This is a genomic window from Pseudomonas sp. p1(2021b), from assembly GCF_020151015.1.
GTDB classification, from domain to species: Bacteria; Pseudomonadota; Gammaproteobacteria; order Pseudomonadales; family Pseudomonadaceae; genus Aquipseudomonas; species Aquipseudomonas putida_K.
Map to the genome: position 1 here is coordinate 1709118 of NZ_CP083746.1, position 14004 is coordinate 1723121.

The 14004-nt window shown below is 68.0% G+C and carries 2 protein-coding genes; one reads left to right on the plus strand and one right to left on the minus strand.

The window, feature by feature from the left end; genetic code table 11:
- Window positions 1–169 precede the first annotated feature (169 nt).
- Entirely contained in the window at window positions 170–13114 is a 12945-nt protein-coding gene (locus K8374_RS07945; protein WP_224458568.1) for a non-ribosomal peptide synthetase, read from the plus strand.
- A 131-nt stretch (window positions 13115–13245) separates the two neighbouring features.
- Here the strand turns inward: K8374_RS07945 and dsbG are convergent, their stop codons facing one another.
- A complete protein-coding gene (dsbG, locus tag K8374_RS07950; protein WP_224458569.1) occupies window positions 13246–14004 on the minus strand; it encodes a thiol:disulfide interchange protein DsbG in 759 nt (252 codons plus the stop codon).

The window sequence follows — 14004 nt, forward strand, 5'->3', positions numbered from 1 at the left end:
ACTTTCCGCGTTTGCACATCGCGTCCACCGCGGCTTCGGCGCCGCGCGGCTGTCTAATTATTTCCCCGGCCCATCCGTCCCCTGTGTACACCCAGCTGCCGAACGCTGCCTGCCGACCGGCGTGGCACCGCCCCGGCGCGACCCACCCAGACACTGGCAGGAACCCCCCATGACGGACGCCTTCGAACTCCCGCTCTCGCTGGTCCAGGCCCTGGCGCAACGCGCCGCGCAGACCCCGGACCGGATCGCCTTGCGCTTTCTGGCCGATAATCCCGACGAGCAGGCCGTGCTCACCTATCGGGACCTGGACCTGCGCGCCCGCGTCATCGCCGCGGCCTTGCAGGCACGGGCCGGCCTTGGCGACCGGGCAGTGCTGCTGTTCCCCAGTGGCCCGGACTACGTCGCGGCGTTCTTCGGCTGCCTGTATGCCGGCGTCATTGCCGTGCCGGCCTACCCACCGGAGTCTTCGCGCCAGCATCACCAGGAACGCTTGCTGTCGATCATCGACGATGCCGAGCCACGCCTGCTGTTGACGGTGCAGGCGCTGCGCAGCAGCCTGCAGGACCTGGCCGGTGGGGCTGCGCCAGGCCTGCTGGCGGTGGATGAGTTGGACCCGGCCCTGGCTAGCCAATGGCGCGAGCCGGCATTGACCGGCGAAGACATCGCGTTCCTGCAGTACACCTCAGGCTCCACCGCGCAGCCCAAGGGCGTGCAGGTCAGCCACGGCAACCTGGTGGCCAACGAACAACTGATTCGCCACGGCTTCGGGATCGACTTGAACCCAGACGATGTCATCGTCAGCTGGTTGCCGCTGTACCACGACATGGGCCTGATCGGTGGGCTTTTGCAACCGATCTTCAGCGGCGTGCCCTGCGTGCTGATGTCGCCGGGCTATTTCCTCGCCCGGCCGTTGCGGTGGCTGCAGGCGATCAGCGAATACGGCGGCACCATCAGCGGTGGCCCGGACTTCGCCTACCGTTTGTGCAGCGAGCGGGTCAGCGAAGCGGCCCTGGCCGGCCTGGACCTGAGCCGCTGGCGCGTGGCGTATTCGGGCTCCGAGCCGATCCGCCAGGACAGCCTGGACACCTTCGCCGACAGGTTCCGCCCCTGCGGTTTCGACCCGGCCAGCTTCTTCGCCAGCTACGGCCTGGCCGAGGCGACGCTGTTCGTCAGTGGCAGCCGGCGTGGCCAGGGGATCGCCGCCCTGGCGCTGGATGCCGAGGCGCTCGCCGCCAACCGCGCCGAGCCGGGGCAGGGCAGCGTGCTGATGAGCTGCGGCTACCCACAGCCCGGGCATGTCGTGCGTATCGTCGACCCGCTCCGCCTGCAGGCCCTGGGCGACAACCACATCGGAGAGATCTGGGCCGCCGGCCCGAGCATTGCCCTGGGCTACTGGCGCAACCCCGAGGCCAGTGCCCGGACCTTCGTCGAGCAGGATGGCCAGCGCTGGCTGCGCACCGGCGACCTGGGCTTCCTGCGTGCAGGCGAGGTGTTCGTCACCGGGCGCCTGAAGGACATGCTGATCGTGCATGGGCAGAACCTCTACCCGCAGGACCTGGAAAGGACCCTGGAGCGTGAAGTCGAAGGTTTGCGCAAAGGGCGCGTGGCGGTGTTCGCGGTCGACGACCAAGGCGAGGAGGGCATCGGCGTGGCGGTGGAGGTCAGCCGCAAAATGCAGAAGGCGATCAAGCCCCAGGACCTGATCCGTACCCTGCGCCAGGTGGCTGCCGATGCCTGCCGCCAGGCCCCGGCAGTGGTGTTGTTGCTCAACCCCGGTGCCTTGCCCAAGACCTCCAGCGGCAAGCTGCAACGCTCGGCGTGCCGCCTGCGTATGGCCGACGGCAGCCTGGATTGCTACGCGCGTTTCCCCGGCACCGAGGCGCAGGCCGCACCGGCAGCAAGCGGTGACGACCTGCAGCGGCGCATCGCCGCGATCTGGCGCGAGCGGCTCGATGTCGAATCGGTGGCCCCGGACGACCACTTCCTGCTGCTGGGCGGTAACTCGATCGCCGCCACCCAAGTGACGGCGCGTCTGGCCGATGAGCTGGATATCGACCTGGGCGTGCGCACCCTGCTCGAGGCGCCGACCCTGGCCGCCTACCGCGATGCGGTGGCTGCCGTGCTGGCCAAGGGCGGCCCTGGCAGGCAAGCGATCACCGCCCTGGGCCCTGCCCAGGCCCATCCGCAAACCCTGGCGCAGAACCGCCTGTGGCTGCTATGGCAGCTGGAGCCGCAGTCCGCCGCCTACAACATCCCCGCCGGCTTGCACCTGCGCGGCGAGCTGGACGAGGCGGCATTGCAGGCCAGCTTCCAGGCATTGGTGGCGCGACACGAATCGTTGCGCACGCGTTTTTACGAAGTGGACGGCCAGGGCCTGCAGCAGGTCATGCCTGAGGCCGCCTTCGACCTGCAGCGCATCGACCTGCAGGGGCTCGATGCCGAACAGGTGGCGGCCCGTCGCGAGGTCGAGGCCCGCCAACCCTTCGATCTCACCCAGGGGCCGCTGCTGCGGGTCACCCTGGCGCGACTGGGCGATGACGATCATCAATTGTGGGTGACGCTGCACCACATCGTGGCCGATGGCTGGTCGCTGAATATCCTGCTCGACGAGTTCGCCAGGCTGTATGCCGCCCAATGCCAAGGCCTGCAGGCCGAGCTGGCACCGTTGCCCCTGGGCCATGCCGACTATGGCCAGTGGCAACGCCAATGGCTGGCGGGCGGTGAGGCTGCCCGGCAGTTGGCCTATTGGACGGCGCGGCTGGGCGACGAATCGAAGGTGCTGGACCTGTGTCCCGACCACCCGCGTTCCGCGCAGCGCGAGCCCCGGGCGGCTCGTTTGAGTGTCAAGGTGCCGGCCAGGTTGACGGCAGCCCTGGGCACGCTCGCACAGGAGCGGCACGCCAGCCTGTTCATGGTGTTGCTGGCTGCCTGGCAAGGCTTGCTGTACCGCTACACAGGCCAAGACGATATCCGTGTGGGCGTGCCCAATGCCAACCGCCCGCGCCTGGAAACCCAAGGCATGGTCGGCTTCTTCATCAACACCCAGGTGCTGCGCGCCCAGGTCCATGGCCGCCTGCCATTCGACCAGTTGCTGGCCCAGGTGCGCGATGCCACGCTGCACGCCCAGGCCAACCAGGACCTGCCGTTCGAGCAACTGCTCGAGGCATTGCCCGACGCCCGCGAGCAGGGCTTGTTCCAGGTCATGTTCAACCACCAGCAGCGGGACCTCTCGGCCCTGCGCCGCTTGCCGGGCCTGCTCGCCGAAGAGCTGCCCTGGCATAGCCGCGAAGCCAAGTTCGACCTGCAATTGCACAGCGAGCAGGACCACCAGGGGCGGCTGAGCCTGGCCTTCGACTATGCCGCCGACCTGTTCGAAGCAACCACCATCGAGCGCCTGGCCGGGCAGTTGCTGGCCTTGCTGGAGCAGGTCTGCGCCAACCCGCAGCTGGCCTTGGGCCAGATTTCATTGCTCGACGAGGCCGATCGCGCCCAGTTGCTGGCCTGGGGGCAGGCGCCAGCACCGAAGGCACACCGCCTGCTGGTGGAGCAGCTCAACGACCAGGCACGCCTGACACCGACCCGCACCGCCCTGGCGTGGGACGGCGGCAGCCTCGACTATGCCACGCTGCACCAGCAGGCCAATCGCCTGGCCCATTACCTGCGCGACAAGGGCGTTGGCCCTGATACCTGCGTGGCCATCGCCCTGGAGCGCTCGCCACACCTGCTGGTCGGCCTGCTGGCCATCCTCAAGGCCGGCGGTGCCTATGTACCCTTGGACACCGATTACCCGACTGAGCGCCTGGCCTACATGCTGGCCGACAGCAAGGCCGGCCTGCTGCTCAGCCACAGCGACCTGCTCCCGCGCCTGCCTCGGGCGGCCGGGGTCGGCACCCTCGCTCTGGACCAGCTGCACCTGGACAGCTGGCCGAGCCACACCCCAGGCCTGCACCTGGACGGCGACAACCTGGCCTATGTGATCTACACCTCCGGCTCCACCGGCCAACCCAAGGGCGTGGGCACTACCCATGCGGCCCTGGCCGAGCGCCTGCAATGGATGCAGGGCACCTACGCCCTGGATGACAGCGACGTCCTGATGCAAAAGGCGCCGATCAGTTTCGACGTGTCGGTGTGGGAGTGCTTCTGGCCGCTGGCCCAGGGGTGCACGCTGGTGCTGGCGGGCCCCGGCGAGCATCGCGACCCCCGGCGTATCGCCGAGCTGGTGCAAGCCCATGGCGTGACCACGCTGCATTTCGTACCGCCGTTGTTGCAGGTGTTCATCCAGGAGCCACGGGTGCGTGGCTGCGCCAGCCTGCGCCGGGTGTTCTCAGGTGGCGAGGCACTCTCGGCCAACCTGCGCGACCGCGTACTGCAAGTGCTGCCGCAGGTGCAGTTGCATAACCGCTACGGCCCGACCGAGACCGCGATCAACGTCACCCACTGGCATTGCCGAGCACAGGATGGCGAGCGCTCACCCATCGGCCGCCCGCTGGGCAACGTGTTGTGCCAGGTGCTGGATGCTGAGCTGGAACTGACCGCCCCCGGCGTGCCAGGTGAGCTGTGCCTGGGCGGAGCGGGCCTGGCCCGCGGTTACCTGGGCCGCCCAGGGCTTACTGCCGAGCGCTTCGTGCCCCGGCCGGACGGCAACGGCGAGCGCCTCTACCGCAGTGGTGACCGTGCCCGCTGGCTGGTGCAGCTCGGCGCCCTGGAGTACCTCGGGCGCCTCGATCAGCAAGTGAAGGTACGTGGCTTCCGGGTCGAGCCCGAGGAAGTCCAGGCCTGCCTGCTGGCCCACCCTGGGGTCGACCAGGCGTTGGTGCTGATCCACCAGGATGAAGTCGGCGCACAACTGGTGGGCTACTACAGCGGTGTCGAACAGTCCGAGGCGCTGCTCGCCGCGCTGACGGCGCGCTTGCCGGCCTACATGGTGCCGGCGCAACTGGTGCATCTGGCTCGAATGCCCCTGGGGCCGAGCGGCAAGGTCGATCGCAAGGCGTTGCCGGCACCGGTCTGGCAGCAGCGTGCCCATGTCGAGCCGCAAGGTGCCTTGCAACAACAGGTGGCGGCGATCTGGCGTGAGGTGCTGAAGTTGCCGCGGGTGGGCGTGCAGGATGACTTCTTCGCCTTGGGCGGGCACTCGCTGCTGGCCACCCAGATCGTTTCGCGCACGCGCCAGGCGCTGGATATCGAGCTGCCGCTCAAGGCCTTGTTCGAGGCCCGCGAACTGGGCGCGTTCTGCGCCGAGATCGCGCGCATCCAGGCGGCCGGCGGGCACGACCGGCAAGGAGCCATCGCCCGGGTCGACCGTCGCCAGGCGGTGCCGCTGTCGTACTCGCAGCAGCGCATGTGGTTCCTCTGGCAGATGGCGCCGGACAGCCCGGCCTATAACGTCGGTGGCATGGCGCGGCTGCGCGGCGTGCTGCATGTGGATGCGTTCGAGCGCGCCTTGCAGGCGCTGATCGTGCGCCATGAAACCCTGCGCATGACCTTCCCCAGTATCGATGGTGTGCCTTGCCAGCGCGTGGCCGAGGACCGCCCGCTGCCTGTGCACTGGCATGACTTCTCGACGCTGGCCGCCGAGGTTCGCCAGCAGCGCCTGCGCCAGCTGGCCGACGAGCAGGCGCACCAGCCGTTCGACCTGGAGCGCGGCCCACTGTTGCGCGCCTGCCTGGTCAAGGCCGACGAGCGCGAGCACTACTTCGTGCTGACCCTGCACCACATCGTCACCGAAGGCTGGGCCATGGACATCTTCGCCCGCGAGCTGGGCGAGCTGTACGAAGCGTTCGTCGACGAGCGCGAATCGCCGCTGGCGCCGTTGCCGGTGCAATACCTGGACTACAGCGTGTGGCAGCGCCAATGGCTGGAAAGCGGGGAAGGGGAACGCCAGCTGGCCTATTGGAAAGCCCGCCTGGGTGACGACCACCCGGTGCTGGCGCTGCCCTCGGACCGACCGCGCCCCGCCGTGCAGAGCCACCGCGGCGCGCTGTACCGCTTCGACCTGGACCCTGCTTTGGTCGCACGCGTGCACGCCTTCAACCGTGCGCGTGGCCTGACCCTGTTCATGACCATGACGGCGACCCTGGCCGCTGTGCTGCACCGCTATAGCGGCCAGCACGACCTGCGCATCGGCGCGCCGGTGGCCAACCGTATCCGCCCGGAAAGCGAAGGCCTGATCGGTGCCTTCCTCAACACCCAGGTGCTGCACTGTGAGCTGGACGGGCAGATGACCGCCGCCGAATTGCTCGAGCAGGTGCGGCGCACGGTGATCGAAGGCCAGTCGCATCAGGACCTGCCTTTCGAGCAACTGGTCGACGCGTTGCAGCCGCCACGCAGCAGCGCCTACAACCCGCTGTTCCAGGTCATGTGCAACGTGCAGCGCTGGGCCTTCCAGCAGAGCCGCACGCTGTCGGGCATGACCGTCGATTACTTGGTCAATGATGCCAGCGCCACCAAGTTCGACCTCTACCTGGAGATCACCGACCTGGATGGGCGCCTCGGCTGCTGCCTGACCTACAGCTGCGACCTGTTCGACGAACCGCGCATCGCCCGCATGGCCGAGCACTGGCAACAGGTCTTGGTCGGCCTGCTCGACGACCCGAGCCTGCGCCTGTGCGAGCTACCGATGCTGGGTCGCGCCGAGCAGCAGGCGCTGGTCAGCCAGCTCCAGGGCGAGCAGGCATTCGAGCCCGGCCAGACCCTCCACGGGTTGTTCGCCGCCCAGGCCGTGCGCACCCCGCAGGCCCGCGCGCTGACCTTCGCCGGCGAGCACCTGAGCTATGCCGAGCTGGACCAGCAGGCCAATCGCCTGGCCCGTGCCCTGCGCGAGCGCGGTGTCGGCCCACAGGTGCGCGTAGGCCTTGCACTGGAGCGCTCGCTGGAAATGGTCGTGGGCCTGCTGGCGATCCTCAAGGCTGGGGGGGCCTATGTGCCGCTGGACCCCGAGTATCCGCTCGACCGCCTGCGCTACATGATCGAGGACAGCCGCATCGGCCTGCTGCTCGGCCAGCGTGCGCTGCTCGACGCCCTGGGCGCGTTGCCGCACGGTGTGACGCAATGGTGCCTGGAGGACGATAGCGCATCGCTGGCCGGCTACAGCGATGCGCCGCTGGACAACCTCAACCTGCCGCAACACCAGGCGTACCTGATCTACACCTCCGGCTCCACCGGCAAACCCAAGGGCGTGGTGGTCAGCCATGGCGAGATCGCCATGCACTGCCAGGCGGTGATCGCGGCGTTCGGCATGCGCAGCGACGACTGCGAGCTGCATTTCTATTCGATCAACTTCGATGCCGCCACCGAGCGCCTGCTGGCGCCATTGCTCTGCGGTGCCCGGGTGGTGCTGCGTGGCCAGGGCCAGTGGGGCGCCGAGGACATCTGCCAGTTGGTGCGCGAGCAGCAGGTGAGCATCCTGGGCTTCACGCCCAGCTATGGCAGCCAGCTGGCCCAGCACCTGGCCGGGCAGGGCGAGCGCCTGCCGGTGCGCCTGGTCATCACCGGCGGCGAGGCGTTGACCGGCGAGCATCTGCAGCGCATCCGCCAGGCATTCGCGCCTCAGCAGTTCTTCAACGCCTACGGGCCGACCGAGACCGTGGTCATGCCACTGGCTTGCCTGGCGCCCGAGCAGTTGCCCGTGGACGCCGGCAGCGTACCCATCGGCCGGGTGATCGGTGCGCGCACGGCGTACGTCCTCGACGAGGACCTGGCCTTGCTGCCCCAGGGGGGCATCGGTGAGCTGTATGTCGGTGGCGTCGGCTTGGCCCAGGGCTATCATGACCGGCCGGGGCTGTCGGCCGAGCGCTTCATTGCCGACCCGTTCAGCCGTGAGGGCGGGCGTTTGTACCGTACGGGCGACCTGGTGCGCCTGCGCACCGATGGCCTGGTGGAATATATCGGGCGGGCCGACCAACAGGTGAAGATCCGCGGCTTCCGCATCGAGCTGGGCGAGATCGAGAGCCGCCTGCGGGAACATGCTGATGTGGCCGAGGCGGTGGTGCTGGCGCTGGACCTGCCGGGTGGCAAGCAACTGGTGGGCTACCTTGTCTGCCCACAGGCCGACGCCGACCAGGATGCCCAGGCCAGTCTGCGCGAGGCGGTCAAGGCCCATGCCCGGCAGCACCTGCCGGACTACATGGTGCCCACGCACCTGGTGCTGTTGGGCAGCCTGCCGCTGATGGGCAACGGCAAGCTCGACCGCCGAGCCTTGCCCATGCCGGACCTTGCCCTGGCGCATCAGCAGTACCAGGCCCCGGCCAACGCGTTGGAGCAGCAACTGGCGCAGGTCTGGGGTGAGGTGCTCAACCTCTCCCGGGTAGGCGTTCACGACAACTTCTTCGAGCTTGGCGGCGACTCGATCCTGTCGATCCAGGTGGTCAGCCGCGCGCGCCAACTGGGCCTGCATTTCACCCCTCGGGACCTGTTCCAGCACCAGACCATCCAGACCCTGGCCGCGGTGGTCAGCCGCAGCGAGCGCATTAGTCAGGTCGAGCAGGGCCCGCGCCAGGGGCGCAGTGCCTTGACGCCGATCCAGCACTGGTTCTTCGACAGTGGAGTCACCCAGCCCCAGCATTGGAACCAGGCGGTGTTGCTGGACATCCGCCAGCCGTTGCAGGTCGAGGTACTGGAGCGCGCCCTGGGGGCCTTGCTGGCGCACCACGACAGCCTGCGCCTGCGCTTCACCCAGGCCGGTGGCCAGTGGCAGGCCGAGTATGCCCAGCCGGCCACGCATCAGTTGCTGTGGCTCGCCACCGTGGCCGATCTGGATGACTGCCAGGCCCTGTACACCGATGTGCAACGCAGCCTCGACCTGGCCGAGGGGCCGCTGCTGCGTGCCTTGCTGGTCAGCGACGGGCAGGGCGCCCAGCGCCTGCTGCTGGTGATCCATCACTTGGTGGTGGATGGCGTGTCCTGGCGCGTGCTGCTCGAAGACCTGCAGGCGCTCTACCGAGGCCAACCCCTGGCCGCCAAGACCCACACCCTGGGCGACTGGGCCGCACGCCTGGCCAGCTATGCCAGCAGCGACTCGCTGCGTGACGAGCTCGATTGGTGGCAAGGCCAGCTGGGCACCGCCCGCCGTGAGTTGCCGTGCGACCACCCGCAGGGCGGCAATCTCTATCGCCATGCACGTACCCTGACCATCAACCTGGACGTGGCGCAGACCCGCCAACTGCTGCAGCAGGCACCCGCGGCGTACCACACCCAGGTCAACGACCTGTTGCTTACCGCCCTGGCGCGTACCTTGTGCCGCTGGAGCGGTTACAGTGAGGTGTTGGTGCAACTGGAGGGCCATGGCCGCGACGGGCTGTTCGAGGATATGGACTTGACCCGCAGCGTCGGCTGGTTCACCAATGCCTACCCACTGTGCCTGAAACCTCAGGCCGGCGACGACGACCTGGCCCGTGCCGGCTCCATCAAGGCCATCAAGGAGCAGCTGCGCCAGGTGCCGCACAAGGGGCTGGGTCATGGCGTGCTGCGCTACCTGGCCGACGATGCCGGGCGAGAGGCCATGGCCGCGTTGCCCCAGGCGCGGGTCACGTTCAACTACCTGGGCCAGTTCGACCAGCAATTCGACGACGCGGCGCTGTTCCAGCCGCTGGATGTACCGGCCGGCCTGGCCCACGACCTGGATGCGCCGTTGCCCAACTGGCTCGGCATCGATGGCCAGGTGTATGGCGGTGCGCTGCAATTGCGCTGGACCTTCAGCGCCGAACGCTACGAAGAGGCGACCATCGCCGCGCTGGCCGACGCCTATCGCCAGGAATTGCTGGCCTTGGTCGCCCACTGCCTGGCCGATGGCAACGGCAGCTTCACGCCGTCCGACTTCCCGCTGGCGCAACTGACTCAGGCTCAGATCGACGCCTTGCCGGTACCGGCGGCCAAGATCGAAGACGTCTACCCGTTGACGCCGATGCAGGAGGGCCTGCTGCTGCACACACTGCTGGAGCCGGGCACGGGTATCTACTACATGCAAGACCGCTACCGCATCGACAGCGCCCTGGACCCCGAGCGCTTCGCCCAGGCCTGGCAGGCCGTGGTGGCGCGCCACGAGGCCCTGCGCGCGTCGTTCAGCTGGAATGCGGGCGAATCGATGCTGCAGATCATCCATAAGCCGGGCCACACGCCGGTTGACTACCAGGACTGGCGCGGCCTGGATACGCCGGCACAGGAGGCGCGCCTGCAAGCCTTGCACAGGCAGGAGCGCGAGGCCGGCTTCGACCTGCTGCGCGAGGCGCCTTTCCACCTGCGCCTGGTGCGGGTCGCCGATGCGCGCTACTGGTTCATGATGAGCAACCACCACATCCTCATCGATGCCTGGTGCCGCTCGTTGCTGATGAACGATTTCTTCGAGATCTACCAGGCCCTGGGCGAAGGCCGCCAGGCCCAGTTGCCGGTGCCGCCGCGCTACCGCGACTACATCGGCTGGCTGCAGCGCCAGGACCCGGACGAGGCGCGCCAGTGGTGGCAGCGCAACCTGGCCGGCTTCGAGCGTGCCACGGCCCTCCCCAGCGACCGGCCACTGCGCCATGACCACGCTGGTAACGGCATGGTCGTCGGTGACTGCCATACCCGCCTGGACGTACGCGATGGGGTGCGGCTGCGCGAACTCGCCCAGGCCCATCAACTGACCGTCAACACCTTCGCCCAGGCGGCCTGGGCCCTGGTGCTGGCCAGCTACAGCGGCGAGCGCGACGTGGTCTTCGGCGTCACCGTGGCCGGGCGCCCGGTGAGCCTGCCACAGATGCAGCGCACGGTCGGGTTGTTCATCAACAGCGTCGCCTTGCGTGTGCAACTGCCCGAACCGGGCCAACGGCAAAGCGTGCGCCAGTGGCTGCAAGGCCTGCTGGCGTGCAACATGGAGCTGCGTGAGCATGAATACCTGCCGCTGGTGGCGATCCAGGACTGCAGCGAGCTGCCCAAGGGCCAGCCGCTGTTCGACAGCCTGTTCGTGTTCGAGAACGCACCGGTGGAAACGGCGGTGCTGGACCATGCCCAGCACCTCAATGCCAGCTCCGATTCGGGCCGCACCCACACCAACTTCCCGTTGACCGCGGTGTGCTACCCCGGCGACGACCTGGGCTTGCACCTGTCGTTCGACCAGCGCTATTTCGACTTCCCGACCGTCGAGCGCCTGCTGGCCGACTTCAAGCGCCTGCTGCTGGCACTGGTGGATGGGTTCGACGGCGAGGTGGCCGAGCTGGCGCTGCTAGGCCAGCAACAACAGCGCTTCCTGCTGGAGGACTGCAACCGTACCGAGCAGGCCTATCCGCTAGCGCAGAGCTACGTGGCGTTGTTCGAGGCGCAGGTCGCGGCGCACCCGCAGCGCACCGTTGCCCGCTGCCTGGACGCAAGCTACGACTATGCCGGGCTGAACCTTGCCGCCAACCGCCTGGGCCATGCCCTGGTGGCCGCCGGCGTGGGCATCGACCAGCCAGTGGCGCTGCTGGCCGAGCGGAGCCTGGCATTGCTGGGCATGATCATCGGCAGCTTCAAGGCCGGCGCCGGTTACCTGCCGCTGGACCCAGGCCTGCCCTCGGCGCGCCTGCAACGCATCGTCGAGCTCAGCCGCACGCCGGTACTGGTGTGCTCGGCGGCCTGTGTCGAGCAGGCCCGGCAACTGCTGGACGAGGTCGGCGGTGCGGTACGCCCGAAGCTGCTGGTCTGGGAGCAGGTGCAAGCCAGCCAGGTCGCCAGCCACAACCCGGGCATCCACAGTGCGCCGGACAACCTGGCCTACGTGATCTATACCTCCGGCTCCACCGGCCTGCCCAAAGGCGTGATGGTCGAACAACGCGGCATGCTCAACAACCAGCTGAGCAAGGTGCCGTACCTCACGCTCGACGCACGGGACGTGATCGCCCAGACCGCCTCCCAGAGCTTCGACATCTCGGTCTGGCAGTTCCTCGCCGCGCCGCTGTTCGGCGCTCGGGTGGAAATCGTGCCGAACAGCATCGCCCAGGACCCGCAAGGGCTGCTGGCACACGTGCAGGCCACCGGCATCACGGTGCTGGAGAGCGTGCCGTCGCTGATCCAGGGCATGTTGGCCAACGAGCAGCAAGACCTGGGCGACCTGCGCTGGATGCTGCCGACCGGCGAAGCCATGCCGCCTGAGCTGGCGGCCCAATGGCTGCAACGCTATCCGGGCATCGGCCTGGTCAACGCCTACGGCCCGGCGGAGTGCTCGGACGATGTGGCGTTCTTCCGGGTCGATGCGGCGTCCACCCAGGGCAGCTACCTGCCGATCGGCATGCCGACCGACAACAACCGCCTGTACCTGCTCGACGCGGTCCAGACGCTGGTGCCGGTGGGGGCGGTAGGTGAGCTGTGCGTCGCCGGGACGGGTGTCGGGCGTGGCTATGTGGGCGACCCGGTGCGCACCGCGCTGGCGTTCGTGCCGCATCCCTACGGCGAGCCGGGCGAGCGGCTGTATCGCACCGGTGACCTGGCCAGGCGCCGCGCCGACGGTGTGCTCGAATACGTGGGCCGTATCGACCACCAGGTGAAGATCCGCGGTTATCGGATCGAGCTGGGCGAGATCGAGGCGCGCCTGCATGAGCAGGTTGAGGTCCGCGATGCGGCGGTAGGCGTGCAGGAGGGCACCAACGGCAAGCACCTGGTGGGTTATTTGGTGGCGCACCCGCATGTCACGGCTGACGCTGCACTGCTGGAACAGCTCAAGCAACGCCTGCGCGCAGAGCTTCCGGAGTACATGGTGCCGCTGCATTGGGCCTGGCTCGATAGCCTGCCACACAACGCCAACGGCAAACTCGACCGCAAGGCCCTGCCAGCCATCGACATCGGCAGCCAGCACAGCCAGGCCTACCTGGCGCCGCGAGACGCGCTGGAGCAAACCCTGGCCGGGATCTGGGCCGACGTGCTCAAGGCCGAACGGGTTGGGGTGCGCGACAACTTCTTCGAGTTGGGCGGGCATTCATTGCTGGCCACCCAGATTGCGTCGCGGGTGCAGAAGCAGTTGCAGTTGAACGTGCCACTGCGGGCGATGTTCGAGTGCAGTACGGTGGAAGCATTGGCCGACTACGTGCGGGGGCTGGAGGCGCGCGTGCTGGACGATGACAAGGTCGACCGGCTCAGTGACCTGATGGCGGAGCTGGAGGGAGTGTAAGCGCCTTGTCCACCCTTGTAGGGGCTTGTCCCGCGATTGGGCGGCCCTGCCATTGCGGCTGCATGGCAAGGGCTTTGCCCTTGATCGCGGGACAAGCCCGCTCCCACAAGGGGCCGCGTTGAAGCGGATGGTCAGCGCTTGCCCAGGATTTGCCCCAGCATCTCCGGCCGTGGCGCCCCTTGCTGGCTCTGCAGGCGACCTTGCTCATCCTGGTAGAAGATCGCCGGCGTCGCCGCCAGGCCCATCTCTTCCATCAGCGCCAGGTTGCCCTCCAACTGTTTGCGCACCGCCTCGGGGATGTTCTCCAGCGGCTTGAGGGTGCTGGCCTTGCCGGCCTTCTCATGTTGCTGCAGTGCCTTGGCCGGGTCCTTGGCGGCCAGCAGCGCCGCCGACTTGCCAGGGCTGTCTTCGCGGATGATGCCGACCATGATGTGGCGCAGTTGCACCTTGCCCGACTCGACCCAAGGCCGTGCCTGCTGCCAGAACATGTTGCAGTAGGGGCAGTTGGGGTCGCTGAACAGGTACACCGTGCGGGGCGCATCGGCCTTGCCGTCGGCGATCCAGGCGGTCTTTTCCATCTTTGCCCAGATGGCCTTGCTCATTGGGGCGTATACCAGTTTTTCCAACGGTTCGGCGCTCAGGTCCTTGCCCTGTTCGTCGAACAGGCTGCCCACCAGTACGTGCTTGCCGTCGGGGGTCAGGTACAGGGCGATGCCGTTGTTCTGATAAGCGGCGGCATAGCCCTTGAGGCCATTGGGCGCATCGAAGCTGCCCTTGATCTCGGCGCCCTTGGCTTGCAGTTGCTGGATCGCCTTGGGCAGCGCCTCGGCGTGCAACGCGGGGGCGGCGAGCAGGCCAAGGGCCAGGGGCAGGAGGGCATTCAATCGCAT